At 63.8% G+C, this 23853-nt stretch carries 27 protein-coding genes and 1 tRNA gene; 14 read left to right on the top strand and 14 right to left on the bottom strand.

Translation table 11 applies throughout. The features are described 5' to 3' along the window. Positions 1-173: 173 nt before the first annotated feature. Positions 174-1196 carry a type I glyceraldehyde-3-phosphate dehydrogenase gene (gene gap / locus U9970_RS12435; RefSeq protein WP_322764446.1) on the top strand — a complete coding sequence of 341 codons (1023 nt, stop codon included), beginning with the start codon at positions 174-176 and terminating at the stop codon, positions 1194-1196. A gap of 66 nt (positions 1197-1262) precedes the next feature. On the opposite strand, the gene U9970_RS12430 is transcribed toward gap, so the two are convergent. After that, positions 1263-2366 (bottom strand): peptidylprolyl isomerase, encoded by a 1104-nt coding sequence (locus U9970_RS12430; protein ID WP_407653044.1) that lies wholly within the window; start codon positions 2364-2366, stop codon positions 1263-1265. A 114-nt stretch (positions 2367-2480) separates the two neighbouring features. Between U9970_RS12430 and efp the strand changes: the two genes are divergently transcribed. Both efp and accB read left to right on the top strand, forming a co-directional pair. Next, positions 2481-3041, top strand: a complete 561-nt coding sequence (efp, locus tag U9970_RS12425; RefSeq protein ID WP_106632504.1) for an elongation factor P — start codon at positions 2481-2483, stop codon at positions 3039-3041. A gap of 5 nt (positions 3042-3046) precedes the next feature. Continuing rightward, entirely contained in the window at positions 3047-3526 is a 480-nt protein-coding gene (gene accB, locus U9970_RS12420; RefSeq protein WP_322764445.1) for an acetyl-CoA carboxylase biotin carboxyl carrier protein, read from the top strand. An 18-nt stretch (positions 3527-3544) separates the two neighbouring features. Here accB and pdxA read toward each other — a convergent pair whose 3' ends face one another. Together pdxA and U9970_RS12410 are read right to left on the bottom strand one after the other, a co-directional pair. Then, positions 3545-4570, bottom strand: coding sequence for a 4-hydroxythreonine-4-phosphate dehydrogenase PdxA (gene pdxA, locus U9970_RS12415; protein ID WP_322764444.1), 1026 nt, complete (start codon positions 4568-4570; stop codon positions 3545-3547). A 108-nt stretch (positions 4571-4678) separates the two neighbouring features. After that, positions 4679-5605, bottom strand: coding sequence for an SDR family oxidoreductase (locus U9970_RS12410; RefSeq protein WP_322764443.1), 927 nt, complete (start codon positions 5603-5605; stop codon positions 4679-4681). A 33-nt stretch (positions 5606-5638) separates the two neighbouring features. On the opposite strand from U9970_RS12410, the gene U9970_RS12405 reads away from it, so the two are divergent. Then, positions 5639-5926: a hypothetical protein gene (locus U9970_RS12405; protein WP_322764442.1), complete on the top strand. Its 288-nt coding sequence runs from the start codon at positions 5639-5641 to the stop codon at positions 5924-5926. On the opposite strand, the gene U9970_RS12400 is transcribed toward U9970_RS12405, so the two are convergent. Next, a complete protein-coding gene (locus tag U9970_RS12400; protein WP_322764441.1) occupies positions 5872-6294 on the bottom strand; it encodes an HNH endonuclease in 423 nt (140 codons plus the stop codon). The genes U9970_RS12405 and U9970_RS12400 overlap by 55 nt on opposite strands. Positions 6295-6368: 74 nt before the next feature. Here U9970_RS12400 and U9970_RS12395 point away from each other — a divergent pair, with 74 nt between their 5' ends. After that, positions 6369-7958, top strand: coding sequence for a DEAD/DEAH box helicase (locus U9970_RS12395; RefSeq protein WP_322766135.1), 1590 nt, complete (start codon positions 6369-6371; stop codon positions 7956-7958). 6 nt (positions 7959-7964) lie between these two features. Here U9970_RS12395 and U9970_RS12390 read toward each other — a convergent pair whose 3' ends face one another. Continuing rightward, the gene (locus U9970_RS12390) at positions 7965-8345 is read right to left on the bottom strand and encodes a hypothetical protein (protein ID WP_322764440.1); all 381 of its coding nucleotides are present in this window, start codon (positions 8343-8345) and stop codon (positions 7965-7967) included. Between the two features lie 46 nt (positions 8346-8391). Further along, a complete protein-coding gene (locus tag U9970_RS12385) occupies positions 8392-8817 on the bottom strand; it encodes a DUF6554 family protein (protein ID WP_322764439.1) in 426 nt (141 codons plus the stop codon). 123 nt (positions 8818-8940) lie between these two features. Between U9970_RS12385 and U9970_RS12380 the strand changes: the two genes are divergently transcribed. Continuing rightward, positions 8941-9237: a hypothetical protein gene (locus tag U9970_RS12380; RefSeq protein ID WP_407653043.1), complete on the top strand. Its 297-nt coding sequence runs from the start codon at positions 8941-8943 to the stop codon at positions 9235-9237. A 44-nt stretch (positions 9238-9281) separates the two neighbouring features. Next, positions 9282-9539 carry a hypothetical protein gene (locus U9970_RS12375; protein WP_322764438.1) on the top strand — a complete coding sequence of 86 codons (258 nt, stop codon included), beginning with the start codon at positions 9282-9284 and terminating at the stop codon, positions 9537-9539. A 471-nt stretch (positions 9540-10010) separates the two neighbouring features. Here the strand turns inward: U9970_RS12375 and U9970_RS12370 are convergent. Together U9970_RS12370 and U9970_RS12365 are read right to left on the bottom strand one after the other, a co-directional pair. Continuing rightward, a tRNA-Gly gene (locus tag U9970_RS12370) sits at positions 10011-10082 on the bottom strand. A gap of 70 nt (positions 10083-10152) precedes the next feature. Continuing rightward, positions 10153-11307, bottom strand: a complete 1155-nt coding sequence (locus U9970_RS12365) for a pyridoxal-phosphate-dependent aminotransferase family protein (RefSeq protein WP_322766133.1) — start codon at positions 11305-11307, stop codon at positions 10153-10155. A 90-nt stretch (positions 11308-11397) separates the two neighbouring features. Here U9970_RS12365 and cbiD point away from each other — a divergent pair, with 90 nt between their 5' ends. The 5 genes from cbiD to mrdA are packed head-to-tail and all read left to right on the top strand — an operon-like array spanning position 11398 to position 17060. After that, positions 11398-12555, top strand: a complete 1158-nt coding sequence (gene cbiD / locus U9970_RS12360; protein WP_322766132.1) for a cobalt-precorrin-5B (C(1))-methyltransferase CbiD — start codon at positions 11398-11400, stop codon at positions 12553-12555. Between the two features lie 34 nt (positions 12556-12589). Continuing rightward, positions 12590-14209: a glutamine-hydrolyzing GMP synthase gene (gene guaA, locus U9970_RS12355; RefSeq protein WP_255022602.1), complete on the top strand. Its 1620-nt coding sequence runs from the start codon at positions 12590-12592 to the stop codon at positions 14207-14209. A gap of 46 nt (positions 14210-14255) precedes the next feature. Further along, entirely contained in the window at positions 14256-14885 is a 630-nt protein-coding gene (locus tag U9970_RS12350; RefSeq protein WP_322764437.1) for a hypothetical protein, read from the top strand. Between the two features lie 52 nt (positions 14886-14937). Next, positions 14938-15300, top strand: a complete 363-nt coding sequence (locus U9970_RS12345) for a hypothetical protein (protein WP_322764436.1) — start codon at positions 14938-14940, stop codon at positions 15298-15300. A 2-nt stretch (positions 15301-15302) separates the two neighbouring features. Then, complete coding sequence (gene mrdA / locus U9970_RS12340) at positions 15303-17060, top strand: penicillin-binding protein 2 (protein ID WP_322764435.1); 1758 nt, start codon at positions 15303-15305, stop codon at positions 17058-17060. A gap of 1 nt (position 17061) precedes the next feature. Here the strand turns inward: mrdA and U9970_RS12335 are convergent, their stop codons facing one another. From U9970_RS12335 to U9970_RS12325, 3 genes are all read right to left on the bottom strand, one after another. Beyond that, a complete protein-coding gene (locus U9970_RS12335; RefSeq protein WP_322764434.1) occupies positions 17062-18198 on the bottom strand; it encodes a glycosyltransferase family 4 protein in 1137 nt (378 codons plus the stop codon). Positions 18199-18215: 17 nt separating this feature from the next. After that, on the bottom strand, positions 18216-19409 hold the full coding sequence (locus U9970_RS12330) for an NAD-dependent epimerase/dehydratase family protein (protein WP_254935280.1): 1194 nt from the start codon (positions 19407-19409) through the stop codon (positions 18216-18218). Between the two features lie 81 nt (positions 19410-19490). After that, positions 19491-20237 (bottom strand): thiazole synthase, encoded by a 747-nt coding sequence (locus U9970_RS12325; protein ID WP_322766131.1) that lies wholly within the window; start codon positions 20235-20237, stop codon positions 19491-19493. Between the two features lie 142 nt (positions 20238-20379). On the opposite strand from U9970_RS12325, the gene U9970_RS12320 reads away from it, so the two are divergent. Further along, complete coding sequence (locus U9970_RS12320) at positions 20380-20988, top strand: hypothetical protein (RefSeq protein WP_322764433.1); 609 nt, start codon at positions 20380-20382, stop codon at positions 20986-20988. Between the two features lie 19 nt (positions 20989-21007). Here the strand turns inward: U9970_RS12320 and U9970_RS12315 are convergent, their stop codons facing one another. The 3 genes from U9970_RS12315 to rpmI form a co-directional block, all read right to left on the bottom strand. Continuing rightward, entirely contained in the window at positions 21008-21352 is a 345-nt protein-coding gene (locus U9970_RS12315; RefSeq protein WP_322764432.1) for a tetratricopeptide repeat protein, read from the bottom strand. A 217-nt stretch (positions 21353-21569) separates the two neighbouring features. Beyond that, positions 21570-21917 (bottom strand): 50S ribosomal protein L20, encoded by a 348-nt coding sequence (gene rplT, locus U9970_RS12310; RefSeq protein ID WP_254960547.1) that lies wholly within the window; start codon positions 21915-21917, stop codon positions 21570-21572. 46 nt (positions 21918-21963) lie between these two features. Continuing rightward, a complete protein-coding gene (gene rpmI, locus U9970_RS12305) occupies positions 21964-22161 on the bottom strand; it encodes a 50S ribosomal protein L35 (RefSeq protein ID WP_254960546.1) in 198 nt (65 codons plus the stop codon). 221 nt (positions 22162-22382) lie between these two features. Between rpmI and U9970_RS12300 the strand changes: the two genes are divergently transcribed. Beyond that, positions 22383-23840 carry a SpoIID/LytB domain-containing protein gene (locus tag U9970_RS12300; RefSeq protein ID WP_322764431.1) on the top strand — a complete coding sequence of 486 codons (1458 nt, stop codon included), beginning with the start codon at positions 22383-22385 and terminating at the stop codon, positions 23838-23840. Positions 23841-23853: the final 13 nt, after the last annotated feature.

Raw genomic sequence — 23853 nt, 5'->3', positions numbered from 1 at the left:
GTTCAAGTGAGCACAAAATTAAGCCGACGACAGCCCGAAAACCTTTACGAGTTGCTGCGCGTTTGCGCATGGTCCATGGCGTGGCGACTGCCGGCAAGGGGAGCCCGCGGATCAATTTCTGTATGATCGGCAGCCAAAACCACCTTCGCTAGCGGCTTTTGCCGCAATCGGCCATGACTCTGCGCGTTGCGATCAATGGATTTGGCCGGATTGGTCGCAACTTCACCCGCTGCTGGCTCAGCCGCGGTGCGAATACTGGCATCGAATTGGTGGGCATCAATGGCTCCGGCGATACCAATACCAACGCCCACCTGCTCAAGTACGACTCAATGTTGGGCCCGCTCCGCAATGTGGAGGTGACCACCACATCGGACACGATTGTGGTCAACGGCAAGACAATCAAAACCTTTTACGACCGCAATCCAGCCAACTTGCCCTGGAAGGAGTGGGGCGTGGATTTGGTGATTGAGTCCACCGGCGTCTTCAACGACGATGTGGGCGCCAGTAAGCACTTCGAAGCCGGCGCCAAAAAGGTGATTCTCACCGCACCTGGCAAGGGGGCAAAAGTTGGCACCTTTGTGGTGGGCGTTAACGCCGATCAATACCGCCACGAAGATTGGGACATTCTCAGCAACGCCAGCTGCACCACCAACTGCATGGCTCCGGTGATCAAGGTGCTGGATCAGGAATTCGGCATCGTCAAGGGCACGATGACCACCACCCACAGCTACACCGGCGACCAGCGCATTCTCGATGCAGCCCACCGCGACCTGCGCCGTGCCCGGGCCGCTGCGGTCAATATTGTGCCTACAAGCACCGGCGCTGCCCAGGCTGTGGCGTTGGTCTACCCGCCGATGAAGGGCAAGCTGAGCGGCATCGCCATGCGCGTGCCCACCCCGAACGTGTCGGTGGTTGACATGGTGCTCGATATCAGCCGTGACACCACCAAGGAGGAGGTGAATGCCCTGCTCAAGGCATCATCGGAAAATGGCATGAAGGGCATCATCAAGTATTGCGATCTGCCATTGGTTTCCAGCGATCATGCCGGCACCGACGAATCGGCAATCATCGACTCAGAGCTCACTCTCGTCATGGGCGGCAACATGTTGAAGGTCATCGCTTGGTACGACAACGAGTGGGGCTACAGCCAGCGTGTTGTTGACCTGGCTGAGATTGTTGCTAAGCAATGGAAGTGAGCTGAGTTAAGCATCAAAATATAAGCCGCCCTTAAGGACGGCTTTTTTAATGCTGGGATCGCAAGTTCAGCTGTGGGGCTGGAGATTCTCAGACCCTGATAGCACTCGTGCTTTGACGATGCCGTCGTCAGCGGTGAGCTCTTCGAGAACATCAAAACCATCCACCACATAACCGAAAGCGGCATAGCGGCCGTCGATCAGGTTTAGGCCGGCAGGGGTCAGTTCAGGTTCGAATAGGAACAGGAAGAACTGGGAGGAGCCGTCGTCCAGCACTTCATCGGAGTGGGCCCAGCCCAGGGTGCCTTTGGTGGAGAAGGGCAGTTCTGGTGCGGCCTTGAACATGCCGAGGTCTTCGAAGGTTTGGTTGTAGAAGGGCTCGCTCTGGCCTGGCACCTTGATCTCTAGCGGTACCTTGCGTTCCGTTTTGGTTTTCGGGTCGATGTATCCGTCATTTGGGCCCTCCGGATCGCCGGTTTGCAGCACGTAAAAATCTTCGGCGCGAATGAAGGGCAGTCCGTCGTAGAAGCCGCGTTGCACCAGATCAACAAAGGCGCCGGCGGTCAGGGGTGCGTTGTAACCGTCTACAACTGCGGTTAGGTCGCCTTTAGTGGTGCTGAGCTGCACTGTTGCCCGGCCCAGCAGCCGGGGCAAATCGGCAAATTCAGCTGGAATTTGATAGGGGAACGGCCCCACCAGCAGGTCTTCGGCTTTGCCGATGCTGTTGAGGGCCTCACGGCGGGCTGCCAGGAAGGGGTCGCGCTCCTGGCCCTCGGTGGCGGCGGCGAGCACTTGCAGTTGCTCTCCCACCAGCTCCAGCAGAGCTGCGGCCTCGGTTTTAGCTGGGTCGCTGAAGCCTTCAAGCATGGCTGCCTTGCGGCTGCTCAAAAGGGTGATGCAACGCCGCACGGAGCTGGCTAGGGCTGGCCAGCGCTTAGCGCGCAGGTCGTCGCTGGTGGCCTCGAGGCGATGCTGAAGCATCTGCAGGTCGGGGGCCTTGATTGGCAAGGCATTGCGCAGCAGCGCTGCCGGGTCGGTTACTGCGTTGCCCTGGGGCAGGGCAGCCCAGGCCGTGGGGGCCGCGAGCAGCGCTACCAGCATCAAGCTGGCTATGCCTGCAAACCAGCGCTCCCACGTTGAGCCATTCGCCCAGCTGAATTGGCCCCGTGCCATGGCAACACCCTGTCGTTGAGCGGACTTTGGCACAACTTGAGGGCCTCCGGAATGGCCCCGCAGAGGCCCGTTCCGGTAGCCAGCCTTACAATCCCCCAGATCTGAACCGCCGGAATGATCTCCAGCAACGACTTTCGAACCGGTACCTCAATTGAGCTGGATGGCCAGGTCTGGAGGGTCGTTGAGTTTTTGCACGTCAAGCCCGGTAAGGGATCGGCGTTCGTGCGCACCAAGCTCAAGGCGGTGCAGAGCGGCAACGTCGTGGAGAAGACCTTTCGCGCCGGCGAGATGCTGCCCCAAGCCATTCTCGAAAAGAGCACCCTCCAGCACACCTACATGGAGGGCGACGACTACGTGTTCATGGACATGGGCAGCTACGAGGAAACCCGGCTGACCGCCAAACAGATTGGTGACAGCCGTAAGTACCTCAAGGAGGGCATGGAGGTGAACGTGGTGGCCTGGAACGGCAAACCGTTGGAGGTGGAACTACCTAACTCGGTGGTGCTGGCGATCACCCAGACCGATCCGGGCGTCAAGGGCGATACGGCCACGGGCGGCACCAAGCCTGCGATCGTTGAAACGGGCGCCCAGGTGATGGTGCCCCTGTTCCTGTCGATCGGCGAGAAAATCAAGATCGATACTCGTACCGACAGCTATCTGGGTAGGGAGAACTGATCGCCATGCAGCTCAACCACGACCAGCTTCAGCACCTTCTCGCCCTGCTTGGTGAGAGCGACATCCAGGAGTTGAAGCTCGAAGGAGACGACTTCCGCTTGGAGGTGCGTCGCAACCTTCCCAGTGCGGCTCCCACAACTGTTTTTCAGGCCAGTGCCGCTCCGGCCCAGGTGTTGCAGCCAGCGCCCCCCCTGCCCGTTGCACCCTCGGCGCCACCGCCACCGGCTGCTGCCAGCCGCAGCGACCTGCTTGAAGTCACAGCACCGATGGTGGCCACCTTCTATCGAGCTGCCGCCCCTGGTGAAGCCCCCTTTGTGGAAGTGGGTGCCCGCATCAAAGTCGGCCAGACCGTCTGCATTCTTGAGGCAATGAAGCTGATGAATGAGCTGGAGTCTGAAGTGGGCGGTGAGGTGGTTGAAATCCTGGTGGAAAACGGCACCCCGGTGGAATTCGGTCAGGTGTTGATGCGGGTGCGGCCGGCCTGATCGGTTGCGCTGGAATCCTCAGCCCAGATCCCTTGCCGTAATGAGGGCAGCAGCCATGCTGTCGGCCCTGGCTAGGCCTTGGCCAGCGATCGCGAAGCCGGTGCCGTGATCTGGTGAGGTGCGCATAAACGGCAACCCCAAGGTGGTGTTCACGGCGGCATCAAAGGCCAGCAATTTCACCGGGATCAGTCCCTGGTCGTGATACAGCGCCAGGTAGCCATCGGGGCCTGGTCTAGGGCCCTGCCAGGCGGCGGCCGCGCTAAGCCAGCAGGTGTCTGGTGCCAAGGGGCCTTCGAGCTGCACCCCTGGATGCTGCCGGCGCCAGGCTTCCAGGGCTGCCTCCAACCAGGTGCTCTCCTCCTGCCCTAGGCGCCCCGCCTCGCCGGCATGGGGATTAAGTCCTGCCACCACTAGGTGGGGGGCTGGGTTGAAGCGCTGGCAGAAGGCCAGGAGCTTATCCAGCTTGCGTTGCACCAAGGCTCCATTGAGATGTTGAGGTACGGCGGCTAGGGGAATGTGGGTGGTGGCCAGCAGGGTGTTGAGGCGCCAGTGGCCCACGGGTGTTAAGGCTGTAAACAGCATCGAGGCTTCGGGGCTGCCGCTGAGTTCTGCCAGCCGCTCGGTTTGGCCCGGGTAGGGGTGGCCGGCAGCGTGCCAGCTGGCCTTGGCAATTGGCGCTGTCACCAGGGCCCGGCAGCGGCCGCTTTGCACCAGCTCGACGGCGGCGGTGAGCCAGTTGAAGCTCGCTGCTCCGCAGGCCGGGGTGCTGCGTCCTGGCTGGCAGCTCTCCAGTAGGGGCAGATCGACAATTTCCAGCTCTGCCGGATCCCGCAGCGGTTCGCTGCTGCTGGGCTTGAGCAGCTGGTAGCTGGTTTCCAGCCAGCGGCGGCAACCCACCAGCAGGGGCTGCTGGGAGCGCCATTCCTCTCTGGCCAGGGCCTTGAGAGTTACCTCAGCGCCGATGCCGGCGGGATCCCCTAGGGCAATGGCAAGCCGGGCTGGGGTGGGGTTGGATGGGGCCTGGCCGCTTGTGGTGGAGCCCATGCTGCGCTGGTTGTTGCTGGGGGGTCTGTTGCTGGGTCTGGGCACGGGGCTCAGCAAGGGCTGGATTGAGCTGCGTTGGGGGCGGCTGCTGGCTGATTTGGGCCTGCCCTACGTGGTTGATCCTGGGGATTTGCGGGACTGCCCGCCACCTAGCTCCTCTACCAAGCAGGCCCGGTAGCCCTCCCGGTAGTTGGGATAGCGCAGCTCGTAGCCCAGCTGGTGGGTAAGCAGCTGGTTGCTGACTCGCCGGTTTTCGCTCCAAAAGCTGCGGGCCATGGGACTCATGCTGCCGGCGATCTCGGCGTAGTGCTCCATTGCTGGCAGTTTGTGTCCCAGCAGGTGGGCCGCGTAGCCCAGGGTCTCGCTGGAGGGGCAGGGGCAGTTGTCGGTCACATTGACCACGGCCGGGCGCTCCTGCTGCGGCCGGGCCAGGCAGTGCAGCAGGCAACCGACGATGTCGTCGACATGCACCCGGCAAAACACCTGACCGGGCTTGTGGATGAGACGGCTCTGTCCCGCTTGCAGGGCCGCAAACGGCGAGCGCTTGGGTCCGTAGATGGCTGGCAGCCGGAAAATTTGCACGGGTAGCCCTGTAGCCAGCCACGCCTGCTCTGCCGCTACCCGGGCCTGGCTGCGGCCGGCGTGGGCCGGGGTTGGGGCGGTTTCGTCAACCCAGGCCCCAGCGGTGTCGCCATAGACGCCGGTGGTGGAGAGATAGCCCAGCCATTGCAGGGGCAGCTCCCGCAGGCTTGGTCCTAGTAAGCGCAGCGCGGGATCACCCTGGCTTGGATCCGGGGGCACGCACACCACCACATCCGTGATGCCGGCCAGGGCGCCAGGGGCTGGCAGGGAGGCGCCTTCTGGAGAGCTGTTGAAGGGGAGCCACTCCAGGCCGTCGCCGCTGGAGCGTGGCTGGCGGCTGGTGAGGCGAACCGCCATGCCGCTGCGGCGGGCGGCCTGGGCGAGCCGTAGGCCCGTGAATCCGCCGCCGATCACCAGCAGCTGGCGGGCGGGCTTGACAAGTGCCTGGATCATGAGTACACCTGTATTATTCCTGAAGTGATCGCCATGACGGTCTCAGTTTTCACGGTCTCAGCCTTTCCTGTTACTGGTTGCCCTACTGCAAGCTCCATTGCGCCTCGCTTTCGGGCGGCTCTTGACTTCCCGGCACCAATTTCTAAGACGCAGCTCTCCCCAAGGCGCCGGTCCCGCTCCAGTGGTCGTGAGATCACCGTGCCGGTGGTGTTGGCGGGGGTGCTGCTGCTGCTGGCTTTGGTGGTTGCCCCCGAGGGACCCCAGGTTCAGGAGGCCATCTGCCAGCGCCACAACGGCGCCGAGGCCTGCCGGGTCTGGTGAGGTTCCACCAGTTCCTCTAATTGGCCGGGATGGACCCACTGCAGCAGCCGCATTGCTAGGCGCAGGTCCCCATCGGTCCAGGCACGAATTGCCATGGAGCGGCGGGGGTCATAAAAAGGCTGGCGCCGGTACCAGGCAAAGGCATCCGCATCTCCCTTATCGCCATTGCAGGCCAAACACGCAGGCACGCAGTTCTCGGTGACACTGAGCCCGCCCCGGCTCTTGGGGTGTACGTGGTCGATTGATTCAGAGCGCTCACCGCAATAAACGCAGTGTTGGGCGGTTATTTGATGAAGGGATTGGCGCCAGCGTCTGACGCGCAATTTGGGACAGAGATCCTCAAGGAACACCCCATCCCTGGCCTGCATCAACGCGACTCGGTTGAGCAAAGTTTGCCCCCACCACCTGGGGTGTCAATGTGTCGACGATTGCACTTCCGCGGATGCGCTGTCTGCTGCGGCTGGGGGCGACTGGTTTGATTGAGGTGGTAAGCCCCTACGACGCGGTCACCCAGGCCCAGTTGCGGGCGATCCGCCCCCGGGGGAGTTGGTCGGGTCGTCAGCGTTGCTGGTCATTTCCCCTAGAAGCTGCCGCCGCCTTGCAGCACGCCCTGGCGGGTCGCTTTCCTGTGCAGCCCGAGCTGGCCCAGTGGCTCGCCTGGCTGGGGCAGCCCCTGCCTCCCCTGCCGCCCCATCGGCAGTTGGTGGCGTCGGCAGATTTGGAGCAGCCCCTGCTGGATGGCCGGGTTTTATTTGCCCATCAGCGGGCCGCGGTGCGCTGGCTGCTGGCCCGCCGCGGAGCCGTGCTCGCAGATGCTATGGGGTTGGGTAAGACGCTCACGGCCCTGATGGCGGCCCGGGCCATGGTGCGCCAAGCCGATTGCCGCATCCTGGTGATTGCCCCGGTAGGTCTGCACGACCATTGGCAGGGTGAGGCGGCCAGCCTGGGCTTGCATCTGGAGCTGCACAGCTGGGCCCGGCTGCCCGACGCCTTGCCGCCCGCCGGCACCGTGCTGATCGCCGATGAGGCCCACTTCGCCCAAAACAGCTATACCCGCCGCAGCCAGGGGCTGCTGCGCCTGGCCCGTCACCCCCGGCTGCGCGCCATCTGGCTACTGACCGGCACGCCGATGAAAAATGGCCGCCCAGCCCAGTTATTTCCCCTGCTGGCGGCGATTGGCCACCCCCTCGCCCGCGACCAACGGGCCTTTGAGGAACTCTTCTGCCAGGGCCACTGGCGCGAGCAGGGCGGACGGCGCCTCTGGCAGGCGAATGGGGCCAGCCACCTGGAAGACCTGCAGCGGCTAGTGCGGCCCCTGGTGCTGCATCGCCGTAAGCAGGATTGCCTCGACCTGCCCCCCAAGCTGCGCCAGCTGTGGCCAGTCGAGCTGGATGAGCCTTCGGCCCGCGGCTTTGAGCACCGGCTGCAGGTCAAGGTCGACGATTATCGCCGTCGGGCTGCTCTCGGTGAGGTGCGCCGCGATGCCGAGCTGCTGGCCGTGCTCACGGCCCTGCGCCAGATCGGCTCCGATTATAAACTTCCAGCCACCCGGGCACTGGTGGCACCGTTGCTGGCCAAGGGCGAGGCGGTTGTGGTGTTCACGGCCTTCGTGGCCACGGCCGAGATGTTGCACCGCAGTTTTGAAGCCAGTTGCGTCCTCACCGGCGCCCTGCCGCCGGCCCAGCGCCAGGCCCAGGTTGATGCCTTTCAGCGCGGAGATCATTCCCTGCTGATCGCTACCTATGGCACCGGGGGCCTGGGCTTCACCCTGCACCGGGCGCGGCATGTGGTGCTAATTGAGCGCCCCTGGACCCCAGGGGATGCGGAACAGGCAGAAGATCGCTGTCACCGCATTGGCATGGGGGCCTGCCTCACCAGCCATTGGCTGCAGCTGGGCGTTGCCGACCAGTTGGTGGACGGCTTGCTGGCCAGTAAGGCCGAGCGCATCGCCGTGTTGTTGCAGCGCCGCTCCCAGCTGTTGGAGCGCCGCAGTTTGCCGGCGATGATGCGAGATCTGATGGGTCGCTGGTGAGGCTGCTCAGGGTTGGGGCCGGGCTTTGCTTGCGCCCTTGCCTTTGCCACCGCCTTCCCTGCAGAGCTGTTGACGCAGTTTCAGATCGGTGCGCAGTTGGGGATCCAGGCTGGCTGGCGGTTTAGAGCGGGCAAGGGCTGCAGCCCGGTTGATATCAGCGCAGGCTGCCGCCTCGTTGCCCGCCAGGCTGTGTAGCAAGTAGCGATCGTTGAGAGGGCCTGGGTTGGTTGGAAATGCCGCCACCACGGCATCGCAGCGGCGGATCTGCTCCTTCAGCTGGTCGAGCTGCACGGTTTGCAGGCAGTCGTCGCTGCGTACCTGGCGCTGGGGTAGGGGCTCTTCAGCGCAGCCACCGGCAAGCAGCAGCAGCCCGGCAAGGGCGGCCAAGCTGCCCCCTGCTCGGCATCCGGTTCGGCACAAATATTGGCGCGCCCTACTGACCCAGCCACTCACTGCGGGAGGTGCCGCCAGTCGCTGGGCTGGTGCTGGCATCTGGCTTGGCTTCGGGCTTTGCGAACAGGTCACCTAGGTAGCGGCCGCAGTCGGGAAATACGCTGGGGTTCTGCACCACAGCTTCCGTGATCATCACCGCGGCGTGCTCCGGGGAGGTCTTGAACAGTTTGTCGTTTTGGCGTTTGATCACCGCGTAGGCGGCATCCCAGCTCACCTGGTGGTTGTTGCCGCTGTTGCGCATAAAGCAGTAAATCTGAGCCCCCTTGCCCCCTGAGCCGGCGTTGGCGGCGGCGGTGTTGGCCTCAGCTGTCTGGGCCTGGCCGGGTAGGGCGAGGCCGAATCCAGCAGCGCTGCTTAGCAAGACCAGCAGGGCAAGGCGCAACCCGGGAATCTGCCGGAAAGTCATTTTTAGTGCCATGGCCTGGGGCGTCAACGGGGATACCGGGGTCCAACGTATCGATCTCTTTGGCCTAAGTCGAGTCTGGGGCCGGGAAGAGCTCTGGCCTTGGCTGCTGCTGGTTTGTGTGTTGTGATCGGCTCCCATGCCCTGATTGCCATGGCTTACGAGTCGGTTTCCTTCCGCATCAGCCGTAATGCTGAGGATTTGGCCCAAACCGTGCACGCCCTCTCCCAGCGGCTGGTGAGGCTGGAGCAGCGTTTGGAAGCCACGGAGCTGCAACTTGATCGCCAAGGGGAGCGGGATCCCCAGGAGATCACCAGTCTCGACAACGTTGAACGACTGCTAGTCGACTGTCGCGCCTTGCTTGAGCTCACCGATCAAAACAAGCTCACCTACCAAAACGATGAAATGGCGGCAGCGGCCTGATCCCGGGGGCTGGCCAATGGTGTCAGAATGGTAAGAAAGCAGTTATGGCATACCCCACACCCTCCCAAAACGGTTCCACCAATCGCTGCTCGCAAGCCTCGGCCTTAGGTCAGTCGGTTGCCAACCAGGCTTCTTCCGGCCGCAGCGGCTACCCACCTACCTCTGGAGAGGGGGAGCATCAGTTGGAGAAGCTTGAGTTTGCACTTGCAGTGGCCCTCACCCGCGGTGATGAGCAGCGATCCCAGTCTTTGCGTGATCAAATTGCCGCATTGGGTGGCAATCGGGAAGAGCCAGGAACCTGAAGCTGGGGGTCTTGGGTTGAGCTAGGTGATGTTTTCACTTGGCATGTTCAGCCTGGCGTATGATCAAAATGAATGCTTTAATCTTGCAAGGGATATATCAACCCTTGCCAGGATGGCTAAAGCTGATTTTGTGTGGGCAATTCCCGTTCAGATACCGTTGAGATGACTGCCATTTTTACTAGCCCAGCGCGTACTTCCTCGTTGGCCGTACCCTCGGCTGACGGGCGCGAAAGATTCCTTGTTTCGATTCGGGCCGATGAGGCCCGGGCGCGCCTTGCTGCTGAGCAAGGAGATTTGTCCCAGGCCGCGCGCTTCATCATTGCTGCTTTGGATGGCGAGCGCCGGATGGCGGCCACCGGCCCCCAGGTTTTGCAGTTGATCAAGCCCCGTGGCTGAATCAGGCTAGTTTCTCTGAGTTGAATTGGCCCTGGCCCAATTCGCCTTTGGCCTAAATCCAGGGACTGAGAATAAAGCGGGTGACCGGATTCGAACCGGCGACGTTCAGCTTGGGAAGCTGACATTCTACCACTGAATTACACCCGCAAAGTGTATAAATCAAATTAGCAGAGTCTTGGGGAGAACGGCGCAAAGCCTGCTCTCCCCAGACGTTTGCTCAGCCCTGGGCCAGGGCTGCTGCACAGGCGGCTACGCCAGCACCGGCGCTGCCTTTGTGTAAGCCCAGATCCTGCAGGGTTGCTTCGATGGCAGCTACGGCGGTGAGCACGTCGCGATCACAAACAAAGCCCAGGTGGCCGATGCGGAACACCTTGCCCTTGAGGTGATCCTGGCCACCAGCCAGCAGGATGTCGAACTTTTCTTTCACGGCTTTGCGCATCGCTTCGGCGTCGATGCCTTCTGGCGCCACAGCGGTGATGGCCGGGCTGCCGCAGCCCTCCGCGGCATAGAGGGGCAGACCAATCGCCTGCATGCCTGCCTGGGCGGCGGCCCGGTGACGGGCATGGCGGGCAAAGATCTTTTCAAGGCCCTCTGCTTGCATCATTTCCAGGGCTGCTTCGAGGGCGAAGTAGAGGTTGATGGCCGGGGTGAAGGGGTTGCTGTCGGCATGGGCCGATTTGCGGTATTTGGCCAGATCTAGATAAAACTTCGGCAGATCTGAGTGCTTGCAGGCTTCCCAGGCCCGGTCGCTCATGGCCACGAAAGCCAACCCCGGCGGCATCATGTAGCCCTTCTGGGAGCCGGAGCCGATCACGTCGATGCCCCAGTCCTCCATGGGCACATTGCAGGCGCCCAGGCTGGTGACGCAGTCGGCGATGCAGAGGGCGGTGCCGTGGGCCTTGACGTGCGAGGCGATGGTCTGCAGATCGTTGATCACCCCAGTGGAGGTTTCCGAGTGGGTGAGGATCACGGCCTTGATCGCTTTGGCAGTGTCGGCTTCAAGGGCGACGCGGAAGGCCTCTGGATCCAGGGGCTGGCCCCATTCGGCCTGGACCACCTGCACGTTCAGGCCATAGGCCTTGGCCAGCTTCACCCAGCGCTCGCCAAACTTGCCGTTGTCGCCGCAGAGCACCGTGTCGCCCTTGCTAAGCACGTTGATGATTCCCGCCTCCATGGCAGCGGTGCCGCTGCCTGTGATCACCAGCACGTCGCCCTTTGTCTGATGTAGCCACTGCAGCTGTTGGGTGGTGCGCTTAACGATTTTCTGAAAGTCGGCGCTGCGGTGGCCGATCGGATGGCGGCCCATGGCAAGCAGGACGCGCTCCGGCACCGGGGTGGGGCCTGGGATCATCAGGCTGAGTTTGTCCTGCATGGCTAGGGGGTACTGCGGGCGGCGGCGGACCGCACAATCAACCACCATAAAAAACCAGTGTGCTTTCGCCCGTTGCTTGAGCTGACCCAAATCGAGGCTTCTTCGGCGGATGCCACTGCTGGATACACCGTGCCGGTGTGGCTCACGGCCGCAGCCCGGGCGGCCCTGGTGACCCTGCTCGGCAAGCCCTGGCAGAGTTACCAGCCCCTTTGGCTCCATCCCGAAGCCGAGGCAGCCGGCGAGCTGCCCGCCCGGGTGCCGGTGCAAGCGGCCGCGCCCTTGGCCGATGGCTGGGTGCTGGCCATGTCCAGCTGTGATCCGGGGCCGGAGGTGCTCGACCTCACCCGTGGCCTGCAGCTATGGGTGCAATTGCGCTGGCTGGAGGGGCCAGGTAGGTGGCTCGAGTTGCGGGCTGGCGAGGGGGTGGGGGTGCTGCAGGCCAGTGGTGAGGCGTGCGTGTCGGCCTATGCCGAACAGCTGCTCGAGTGCAACCTGCGGCCCCTGCTGCCGCAGGGACGGCGTTTGGAGCTGCAGGTGGTGATTCCAGAGGGCAGGCGTCTGGCCGAGCGCACCAGCAATGCCGCCTTTGGGGTGGTGGATGGCCTGGCTTTGATCGGTACCCAGGCTGAGGTGCAGCGCAGCGCCGGCCCCGACCAGCTGGCCCAGGCCCTTGCGGCTCTGCGCGAACGCGCCGCAGCGCCTGCTTTTTGCGCTGATCTGGTGCTGGTGATCGGTGAGAACGGGCTTGATCTGGCGCCCAGGCTGGGGTTGCCGCCTGAGCTTTTGCTCAAGGCGGGCAACTGGCTCGGACCGCTGCTCGTGGCGGCAGCCGAGGCCGGCGTGCGCCGCCTGCTGCTACTGGGTTATCAGGGCAAATTGATCAAGCTGGCCGGCGGCATCTTCCACACCCACCACCACCTGGCCGATGGCCGCGCCGAGGTGCTCACGGCCCTGGCGGCCCTTGCCGGGCTGGGCGGGGAGGCCCTGCAAGCCCTTCACGATGCCCCCACCGTGGAGGCGGCCCTAGCAGAGCTGGCCCAGCGGGACGCTCCGCGGGCCGAGCGCCTGCGTCAGGCCATTGCGGCGGCGGTGGAGCAGCGCAGCCTGCGCTATCTGGCCCGCTATGGCCAGGAGTCGATGGCGGTGGGGGCCGTGCTGTTCGATCGCTCCCGCCAGATCTGCGGCCAGGGCCCGGTTGGCTTGGAGTTGCTCACGGCTTTACGCAGCCTTGCCCAGAGTGACGCCTAGGCTGGTTCGAATGCTCCAGGGCCCAGCGTTGTCGATGTCTTCCACCGCTTCCCCTACCGCCCCAGTGCCCCAGCTCGACGCCACCTCCCAGTCGACGCGCTATCCGGCGATCGTGATTCTTGATTTCGGCTCCCAGTATTCGGAGCTGATCGCCAGGCGGGTGAGGGAAACCGAAGTCTTCTCCCTGGTGATGGGCTACACCACCACCGCCGAGGAGCTGCGGGCGATTGCCCCCCGGGGCATCATTCTCAGCGGCGGTCCCAGTTCGGTGTATGAGCCGGGGGCACCCGTGTGCGACCCCGCTATTTGGGAGCTAGGGATTCCGGTGCTGGGCGTTTGCTACGGCATGCAGCTGATGGTGCAGCAGCTGGGTGGCTCGGTGGTGGCCGCCGGTCGGGCGGAATACGGCAAGGCTCCACTGCACGTTGACGACCCGATCGATTTGCTCACCAACGTCGAAGACGGCTCGACGATGTGGATGAGCCACGGCGACTCGGTGGAACGGCTACCCGAGGGCTTCTTGCGGCTGGCTCATACCGACAACACCCCAGAGGCCGCCGTCGCTGATCACCAGCGGCGCTTATACGGCGTGCAGTTTCATCCCGAGGTGGTGCACTCCACCGGCGGCATGGCCATGCTGCGCAATTTCGTGTACCACATTTGTGGTTGTGAGGCCGATTGGACCACAGCAGCTTTCATTGACGAAGCGGTGGCTGATGTGCGCGCCCAAGTCGGCGATAAGAAGGTGTTGCTCGCTCTCTCGGGAGGCGTTGATTCCTCCACCCTCGCCTTTTTGCTGCATAAGGCGATTGGTGACCAGCTCACCTGCATGTTCATCGATCAAGGCTTCATGCGCAAAGGCGAGCCTGAGTTCCTGGTGGAGTTTTTCGACAAGCGCTTCCACATCAATGTGGAATACATCAATGCCCGCGAGCGCTTCATCAGCAAGCTCGATGGCATCACCGACCCGGAGGAGAAGCGCAAGCTGATCGGCACGGAATTCATCCGGGTGTTCGAAGAGGAGAGCAAGCGCCTCGGCCCTTTCGACTACCTGGCCCAGGGCACCCTTTATCCCGATGTGATCGAGAGCGCCGGCACGGGCATTGATCCCAAAACCGGTGAGCGGGTGGCGGTGAAGATTAAAAGCCACCACAACGTCGGTGGCCTGCCCAAGGATCTGCAGTTCAAGCTGGTGGAACCCCTGCGTCGTTTGTTTAAAGACGAGGTGCGCAAGGTGGGCCGCAGCCTGGGCCTGCCCCAGGAAATCGTTGGCCGGCACCCCTTCCCTGGTCCTGGTCTGGCGATTCGCATCCTCGGTGAGGTCACCAGCGAGAAGCTCAACATCCTTCGTGACGCCGACCTGGTCGTGCGCGAGGAGGTGAAGGAGGCGGGCCTCTACAACGAGATCTGGCAGGCTTTTGCCGTGTTGCTGCCGGTGCGCAGCGTGGGCGTGATGGGCGATAAACGCACCTATGCCTTCCCGATCGTGCTGCGCTGCGTCTCCTCGGAAGACGGCATGACGGCCGATTGGTCTCGCCTTCCCTACGACCTACTCGAGAAAATCTCCAACCGCATCGTCAATGAGGTCAAGGGTGTGAACCGGGTGGTGCTCGACATCACCAGCAAACCGCCGGGCACCATCGAATGGGAGTAGCCCGGAACGCCGACCTTCGATACCATCGGCTCCCAGCCCATACGTCGTGACTGCCGTCTCCGCGCCCCCCAGCTCGACACCCCCTGATCCCGACATACAGCGACGGCTGCAGCAGGACAGCATCGTCCTGGCCGGCAAAACCATCTATCTCAATCCCTTTCTGTATTGGCGCCGTTTCGATGCCAATACGGACCGCTGGCTGCGGGAGCCAGGCCAGTTGATGGAAGAGCAGATCGCCAGCAACCGGCTGCGCTTTTATCCCGAGGTGGACTGGGAGCTGCTGGAGGAGGGCGAGCGGGCCGCCAAAGATGGCGCCGTGGAGATGTTCCTCAAGAGCCTGGAGCTGATCAGCACCTTCAACCCTGAGCTCTCGGCCGGCCATCTGCTCGAGGTCGAGCGCAAGATGGCGGTCACTAAGAAGAAATCATTTGAGCGCTGGGTGACCCGCTCCCTGCGCCGGCGCCAGCAGGAGGAGGAGAAGGCGCGGCGACGCTTTGACCGGGACCGCACCCTGCGGGGCTGGGGCGAATGGCTGGCCCTTGATGTCACCCGCCAGGCCTTGGTGCCGTTGGCCTCGCTGCTGGTGATCGCCGTGGCGGCGGGCTGGTGGTGGGGTAGCCAGCAGAACTGCCGTCAGGTGATCGTTGATCCAGGGATCCAGCGGCTGGCTCCCTGAGCACCGGGCTGCAGGCAGGTCAGACTGTGGTTCCTGAGCCAGGAACGCCGCCATGGCCACCGACCCCTTTGATGCTCTCCGGCTCACCTTGATGCAGGACGTCCTGCCCGTGGGTTTGGCGGTGGTGGAACGGGCCCGTAAGGGCGGGGCGCGCGAGGTGATGGCAGCCTTTGACGGCCAGGAGGCCGATCCCCTCGGCAGCCTGCGGCAGGAGGGCGAGCCCGCCGCTAGTCAGCTGCGCCAGGGTTTGGATCGGGTCAGCCCCGGCCTGGGCAACCCGGTGATGAAGGTGGAGGTCCACGACGTGGCCACCGAGATGGCCGATCCCCAGGACGCCTTAGAGCTGCAGGAGGGTTTGGCCCGCATTGCTGCTCGACTGGAGCAGCTGGAGCAGCGACTCGAGCCCAGCGCCTGACCATGGCCTTTGGTCCAGCCACCTCCCGTCACACCGGCATGGGCCGTCAGTCGGCCCTGCTGCTAGCTGTGGTGTTGCTGTTCAGCGGCGCCATGGTGGCGCGCTTGGCCTGGTTGCAGTTGTTGCATGGCGCTGAGAACCGCGCCAGGGCCGATGAAAACCGAATCCGGCTGCTGCCCCGCAACCCGATCCGGGGTCGCCTTTTGGATCGTCATGGCCAGGTGCTGGCCACCAGCCGGCTCACCTACAACCTCTATATCCAGCCGCGGGAGGTGGGTGTCACCCAGTGGCCGGCCTTGCGAGATCGCTTGGCGACGGTGGTTGGGTTGCCTGCGGCCCAGCTGGACGAGAAGCGCCGCAGCGGCGCCAATGCCGAGGGGTTTCGCATCGCGTTGGCTAGCGGCCTCAAGTCGGAGCAGGTGCTGCGCTTCCGGGAGCAGGCCGCCGGGCTCCAGGGCGCCGAGGTGGATGTGGACATCCTGCGCAGCTATCCCCACGGTCGATTGGCGGCCCACGTGCTCGGTTACACCAGCGGGATCACGGAAGACGAATACACCCAGCTCCAGCCCAATGGCTATCGGATCCAGGATCGGGTGGGCCGCAGTGGGGTCGAGAAGCAGTTTGAGGGGCACCTGCGCGGCGAGTGGGGCGGCCAGCAGGTGGAGGTGAACGCCGCCGGCCAGGTGCAGCGCATCATTGGGGAGAAGTCAGCTAAGGCTGGCCAGGATCTGCGCCTCACCCTGGACCTGGCCCTGCAGCAGGCGGCAGAGCGGGCCCTCGATGGGGTGCGCAAGGGGGCGATCGTGGCGCTCGATCCCCAAACCGGTGCAATTCGGGCCCTGGCCAGCCGGCCCACCTTTGACCCCAATGTTTTTTCCCCAGCGCCAAGTTCGAGCCAGTGGAGCAGCCTCAATTCCCCCGATGCTCCCCTGCTGAATCGCGCCTTTCAGGGCTTTCCACCGGCCAGCACCTTCAAGATTGTCACCTCTGTGGCAGGCCTTGAATCGGGCCTCTATGCGGCCGACTCGAAGGTGATGACGATGAACTCCTTTTGCTACGCGGGCCTCTGCTACGGCGACCATGGCGCCCACGGGGCGATCGGCTTTCCCCTTGCCCTGGCGGTGAGCAGCAACACCTTCTACTACCAGGTGGGGCTCAAGGTGGGCCCCGATGAGCTGTTCAAGGCCGCCCGCCGCATGGGCTACGGCCAGGTCACTGGCATTGAGCTGGTGGAGGAGGAGACCCCGGGCTTGCTGGGCGATCAGGCCTGGAAACAGGAGGTGCTGGGTGAGGGCTGGACACCCGTGGACACCATCACCTCGGCCATTGGCCAGGGGGCCCTGCAGGTGACCCCGATTCAGATGGCGCGGCTTTATGCAGCGGTGGCCAATGGGGGCTGGCTGGTGACGCCCCACCTGGTGGAGCGCCCTACGAAACGCACCTGGATCGGCCTTAAGCCGGCCACCCTGCAGGTGCTGCGGGATGGGTTGCGTCAGGTGGTGACCATTGGCACCGCCAAGATCCTCAATGATCCCAACCTGCCTCCGGTGGCGGGCAAAACCGGCACTGGCGAGGATCCCCCTAGGCCGGATCACGCCTGGTTTGGTGGTTATGCCCCTGCTGAAAAGCCCACCTTGGTGATCATCGCCTTCGGGGAAAACTCCGGCGGCTATGGCGGCACGGTGGCAGCTCCGATGGTGAAGGCTTTAATGAATACTTGGTTCCGGGGCAGCCTGCCGGGGCAGCCGCCCCAGTCCTGATTCAGGCCACCAGTTGCAGGTCGGGCTTGGCCAGCAGGCGCTGGTAGTAGCCGCGCAGTTGTTCGGTAGCTCCGGCCCAACCCCAGCGCTCGGCTTCCTCGCGGGCGTTGGTGCGCAGCTCGGCCCGCTGGCTGGCATCGCCCAGCAGGCGCTCGACGGCCGCGGCCAGGCTGCCCTCCTGGTCTGGTTCGTAAAGGCAGCCATTGATCCCATCGCTGACGATGTCTGGGATGCCACCGCGGTTGGCACCCACCACCGGGCAGCCGGCCGCCATGGCCTCGAGCAGCACCAGGCCCAGGGTTTCGGTGCTGGAGGGGAACAGAAAGGCGTCGCCGCTGGCATAGGCCGCCGCCAGCTCTTGCCCGGCTAGATATCCTACGAAGTGGGTAGGTGTGCCGGCAAAAATCTTCTCCAGTTGCAGGCGGTAGGGACCATCTCCTACTAGGGCCAGCCGGGCATCGGGCATTGCTTCAAGCACGGGCCGGATCCGCTCGATCTGTTTTTCCGCAGATAGGCGGCCGATGTAGAGCAGCAGCTTGCCGGTGTCGCTCTGGCCGTTTAGCAGCCGCTGGCGCATGGCATCGGAGCGCAGCGACGGCTGGAACAGCTCAGTGTCTACGCCGCGCTGCCACAAATCGGTGTGCTGGATTCCTTTCTCACTTAGCTCTTGCACCATGGCGGTGGAGGTGCAGAGGTTGAGCCGGGCTTGGTTGTGGGCAGCTTTGAGCAGTTCCCACAGCAGCGGCTCGAGCATGCCCATGCCGTAGTGCTCCAGGTATTTGGGCAGGTGGGTGTGGTAGCTGGCTACCAGGGGATAGGCCTTTGTTTTGGCCAGCCAGATGCCGCCGAGCCCCAGGACGGCGGGATTGACAACGTGGACAAGATCGGGCTTGAAGCGATCCAGGGCTTCTGCCACCGCCGGCCGCGGCAGGGCCAGCTTGAGCTCGGGATAGAGAGGTAGGGGCATGGCTGGCACCCCCACCACCTGGGCGCCCATGTAGGTCTCCGGGGCGCCTTCCGGGCAGAAGATCAGCACCTCATCACCAGCCGCCACCAGGTGCTGCACCGTCTTGGTGAGCCGGGTGACGATGCCGTCCACCTTGGGCAGAAAGGTTTCGGTGAAAAAGGCGATCTTCAAGGGTCTGGAGTTGCGCCTCAGGCCGTCTGGATGGCCTGAGCCTGGGTTTGGGTCCAGGCGGACTGGCAGGGGATGCGACTGCGGTCGCAGCGATCAGCCCAGCGGCGGGCCACATCCACCACCTCGGCCAGAAGGCCGTCATCGAGGGTGGTGGGGTTGAGGCCCAGCTCGATGAAGCAGCGGTTATCCACGATCAGATCGTTTTCGACGGCTTCGTTGCGCGGATTGGGCAGGTAATTGATCTGGGCGTCAGTTAGAGCCGCCACCTTGCGGGCTAGTTCACCCACCTGGTGGCTTTCGGTCATCTGGTTGAAGATCTTCACCCGCTCGCCCCTGGCCGGCGGATTTTCCAGGGCCAGTTGCACGCACTTCACCGAATCGCGTATATGGATGAAGGCGCGGGTCTGGCCGCCGGTGCCGTGCACCGTGAGCGGGTAGCCAATTGCTGCCTGCATCAAAAAGCGGTTGAGCACGGTGCCGTAGTCGCCGTCGTAGTCGAAGCGGTTGGTGAGGCGTGGGTCGCGCTCGGTGGCCTCGGTGTTGGTGCCCCAGACGATCCCCTGGTGCAGGTCGGTGATGCGGATCTGGTCGTTTTTGTTGTAGTAGAGGAAGAGCAGCTGGTCCAGCGTCTTGGTCATGTGATAAACGCTGCCCGGGCTGGCCGGGTGCAGGATTTCCTCCTCAAAGCGGCTGCCGTCGGGCTGGGGCACTTCCACCTTGAGGTAGCCCTCGGGGATGGTGGCGCCGCGGTGGGAGCCGTAGCCGTACACACCCATCGTGCCCAGGTGCACGATGTGGATATCGAGGCCGCTCTCCACGATCGCGGCCAGCAGGTTGTGGGTGCCGTTGACGTTGTTGTCGACGGTGTAGCGCTTGGTTGCGCTGCTTTTCATCGAGTAGGGAGCTGCGCGCTGCTCGGCGAAATGCACTACCGAATCGGGCCGCTCGTGGCGTAACAGCTCCAGCAGCCGGTCGTATTCCCTGGCGATGTCCAGATGGACAAACCGCATGGGCTTGCCGCCCACCTGTTCCCAAGCCTTAAGGCGGTCGCCCATGGTGGCGATCGGCGTCAGCGACTCCACCTCCAAGTCGACGTCGATTTTGCGCCGGCTGAGGTTGTCAATGACCACCACCTCATGGCCCGCATCTGCCAGGTTCACCGCGCAGGGCCAACCGCAGAAGCCGTCGCCACCGAGAACGAAGACCTTCATTGCAACGCCCATTCCGAAAACCCCAGACCCCTGCAGGACGAGCGGATGCTCCGCTTCGCAAGCTACTACAGGCGTTCAGCTTCAGCTCCCTACCCGGCCAACCTCGGGCGAACTTGGATTGGCGTTTGCCCGTATGGGCAGCCGACCAGCCTGGAAGGCGCTGCGGCCGGCCTCGCAGGCCATGGCCATGGCCCGCGCCATCGCCGGGGGGTCGCCTGCCAGGGCAATGGCGCTGTTGATCAGCAGGGCGTCTGCGCCCATTTCCATGGCCTGGGCGGCTTCGCTGGGCACGCCGATACCGGCGTCTACCACCACGGGCACCTTGGCGTTTTCGATGATCAGGGCGATGTTGGCGGCGTTGCGGATGCCCTGGCCCGAGCCGATCGGCGAACCTAGGGGCATCACGGTGGCGCAGCCAGCCTCTTCGAGTCGCTTGGCCAGGAGTGGATCGGCATTGATGTAGGGCAGCACCGTGAAGCCCTCCTTCACCAGTTGCTCAGCGGCCGCCAGGGTGCCGAATGGATCGGGCAGCAAATGACGGGTGTCTGGAATCACCTCCAGCTTCACGAAGCAGTTGTCCTCCTGGCCTGCCAGCTTTGCCAGCTCCCGTCCCAGGCGGGCCACCCGGATCGCCTCCTCGGCGGTGGCACAGCCGGCCGTGTTGGGCAACATCCAGATGCGCTGCCAGTCGATGGCCTCCAGCAGGCCTACATGGCCGGCAGCTTGGCTCTGGACCCGTCGCACGGCAACGGTCACGATTTCGCAGTCGCTGGCCGTCAGGCTGGCCTGCATGGCCGCCAGGCTCGGATATTTGCCGGTGCCGGTCATCAGGCGGCTGCGGAAGCTGCGCCCACCGATCACAAGTGGATCCCGGTGGCTGGGCGGTTCGCTGGTGGGAGCGGTGGTGACCAAGGGGCAGGGCCAAATCTCGGCAACGGTCCTAGCCTCCCATTAGTCGGTTTTGGTTGTTGTGTCTTTGGCCGTTCTTCGTGCTGCCCTGCCGCTGGCTCTGTTGCCAATGGGTTTGTTGCCTGCGCAGGCGGCCACACCCCTGGCCAGTGAGGCCTTTGTGCCTTTCACCCCTCCCTCGGCTGCCAGCGTGGGTGGTGAGTCGCTCAGTGGCCTGGGTGGTGCGGAGACCTTTGATCCAGTTGGCCGGGCCCTGCTGCTGGCTGGGGAGATGCCGCTCGTATGGAGGGGCACTTATCAACCCTTTGACAATTCCCAGATTGTGAGCGCTGAGCTGAGGCTTGCCTCGGTTAAGCCGATGGGCCAGATGATCGACCTGCGCGGTGAACTCACGGTGGGAGGGGTTACCACTCCCGTGCAGGGCAACCTCAACGCCGAATCAGACCAGCTCGACCTGCTGATGCTCTGCCAGTGCGAGGTGGCGGGTTTGGAGATGGGAGGGGTATTTACGGGTCTGCAGGGCCTGCAGTTGTCAGGTTGGCAAGCCCCCCGTCTCACCAACCCAGGCGGCCGCCTGGACCTGCGCCCCCTATCAAGCTCAAGCCGCGTAGCGACACCTGTCAGCACAACAAATACAAGCCGCGGCTCTGCTGTGCGCGGGCTTTGGTGAAGGTTGACTAGATGGTCGCTTAGGCCGCCCGATTCAGGCCGGCCTTGCGATCGAGAAGTTTTAGCCGTTTGCGGGCGGTTTTGTTGTTGGCGTCAAGCTCAATAACCTGCTCATAGGTCTGCTTGGCCTCTTCCAGCTTCAGCTGCTTTTCTAAGGCGAAGGCAAGATTATTCAGTGCAACCGGGTAGGCGGGTTTGGCTTCCAATGCCAGCCGGTAATGACGAATTGCCGTTTTGTAATTGTTTTGAGCGGCCAAGGCGAAGCCAAGGGCGTTTTGAATCACGGCTTGGGCTTCAGCCGGTTCTTTAGCGGCTTCAGCTTTCTTTAGAGCTTGCTTGAGTGATTCGGCGGCTTGGCCGTACAAGCGCTTACGTAGTTGCACTGAGCCAAGCTCGTACAACGTGGCCGCGTCTGAGGGCTTAGGGCCTTCACTGCGCTCTAGCTTGGCCAGGGTGACTTCATCTGAGCGCACTCGCCAGATTTGACGGGCCACTACAACAGCAGCGACCCCCAGCAGAACTATCAGCCCAATTAGGTAGGCCTGGGGAAGGAGGGCGTCCAAAAAGACCTACCAGTGGAACTCAGTTTGAAGCTGCACCCACGACGCTGGTGAAGCTGCCGGGGTCGACCACGGCAAGCTGGGCCAGCATTTTGCGGTTGATGCGCACGTCCGCTTTCTTTAAGCCACCCATAAAGCGGCTGTAGCTCAGGCCATTGAGCCGAGCTGCTGCGTTGATCCGGGCGATCCAGAGGCGGCGGAAGTCGCGCTTGCGACGGCGGCGGTCCCGGTAGGCATTGCAAAGCGCCTTCATCACCCGCTGGTTGGCGGTGCGGAAGAGGGAGCCATTGCCGCCGCGGAAGCCACGGGCTAGGCGAAGAATCTTGTTACGGCGTTTGCGGGCAACATTGCCCCTCTTGACGCGTGACATAGCAGTAGATCAGGAAGATAGAAGTGAAAATCGGCCGAGGTCGCGCTCAGGCGTAGGGGAGCATCGCCCTCACGTTGTCCGCATCGCGCTCATCAACAAGAGCCATTGTGCCCAGATGACGCTTGCGCTTCGGGCTCTTGTGATCGAGCAGGTGGTTGAGGAAAGCCCGGCGCCGCAGAAACTTGCCGGTGCCGGTGGCCTTGAACCGCTTGGCGGCTGCTTTGCGGGTCTTGAGCTTCGGCATTTCTCGGGTTGCGGCGGGCACAAACAAGCAGAGTACGACGTGGCAGTGCCCTCCTCCAAGCCCCCTTCTTTTAAGCAATGTTTTCAGTCCGGTCCTCTTCGGCCCAATCGTTGTTGCCGTTAGCCGTTTGGGCCAGCACGCTGCTGCTCGCGGGGGGATGTAGGGCCGCCTCACCTCCCATTTCAACTGGATCCGGCCCTGCTTCTGCGCTGCATTGGTCCGTGCAGCCTCCGCCGGCAGTGGCGGCCACAGCGCCGGTGCTCTGGGTGGCCCTGGCGGCCCATTTGGGTCCACCCACTCCCTTGGAGCTACGCAGCGCGGCTGGAAACCTCACCCTGCTGAGTGCGACGGGCCAGCGGTTTCAGGCGCCCCGGTTGCAGTTGCACTGGCGCAGGCTGCCGTTGGCCCAGCCCTTAGCGCTGCGCCGTCAGGTATGGGGGCCCTTTGCCAGCTACGAGAGCGCCCAGGAGGCTGCTGGCCGCTGGCGACTGGCCGGTGCTACGCCTGTGATTGCCCACCCGGCCGAGTGGGAAGTGTGGGCCGCGCCCGATGCCCCAGTGCCCGCTGGAGTTAGGCCGCGGCTGGTGGAGCAGCTGCAGCGCGATCGCCTGGTTTTGGAGCTGCGGCGCTCGGATGGCCCGGTTCGCCTCGAGGGCCCCTTGCGCTTGGAGGCCCCGGGGGGGCTGCGCTGGCAGGGGGGGGTGTTTGCAGGTCCGTTCCGGCTCCAGGGAGATGCCTATGGCAGCTGGTCATTGGTGGAGGAGGTGCCCTTAGAGCGCTACCTACTTGGGGTTGTGCCCCATGAGATCGGGGCCGGTTCCCCCGCGGCAGCCCTGGCTGCCCAGGCGGTGCTGGCCCGCACCTGGGCCCTGCGCAACCAGGAAAGATTCGTGGTGGATGGCTACCACCTATGCGCCGATACCCAATGCCAGGTGTACGCAGACCCCCGCCAGGCCGGAGCAGCCGTACGCCAGGCGATTGCCGCCACCCAATATCAAGTGTTGAGCTGGCAGGGTGCGCCGATTCATGGCGTGTATCACGCCACAAATGGGGGGATTGCGGCCGGGTTTGAGGAGGTGTGGAGTGGGGATGCCCTCCCCTACCTGAGGCCGCGGGTAGATGGTCCGCCGGCCGTTGCAGCCGCTGTGGCTTTGCCGTTGCAGCCGGCCCGGCTCGGAGCGGCCCTGGCGGCTACCGCCCGCGCCTATGGCTTCGACCATCCCCGCTTCCGCTGGTTTCGCCAGCTCAATTCGGCTCAGATTCAGCAGGCCTTGAGCCGCGCTGCCCTGCCCTTGGGCCTGCCGCCCACCCGGCTGGTGGTGCTGGAGCGGGGCCCTAGTGGACGGGTATTGGCGCTGGAAATCCAGGCGCAGGGAGCCGGCGGAGTGCGGCAGAGCGTGGTGCTGCGCCGTGATGCGATTCGCCGCACCTTGCGGCAGTTGCCCAGCACCCTGTTTCTGTTGCGGCCCGACGGCCCGGGGCGCTGGATTTTTGAAGGGGGAGGATTTGGCCACGGCGCCGGCCTGTCCCAAGCTGGAGCTATCGACTTAGCCCGGCGTGGCTGGAGCCTGGCTCGCATCCTCGATCATTACTATCCGGGCACCAGCCTCCAGTCCCTCAGGGCGTTGCCAGGCATCAGCACCCTGTCCCAGCCCGGCTCGGCCGCCAGTTCCCCTTAGAGTTCGGCGACTT

Origin of the sequence: Cyanobium usitatum str. Tous (genome assembly GCF_963920485.1) — a bacterium.
Classification (GTDB): domain Bacteria; phylum Cyanobacteriota; class Cyanobacteriia; order PCC-6307; family Cyanobiaceae; genus Cyanobium_A; species Cyanobium_A usitatum_A.
The sequence above is the reverse complement of the archived record's forward strand: the minus strand, read 5'-3'. Positions and strand labels throughout refer to the sequence as shown.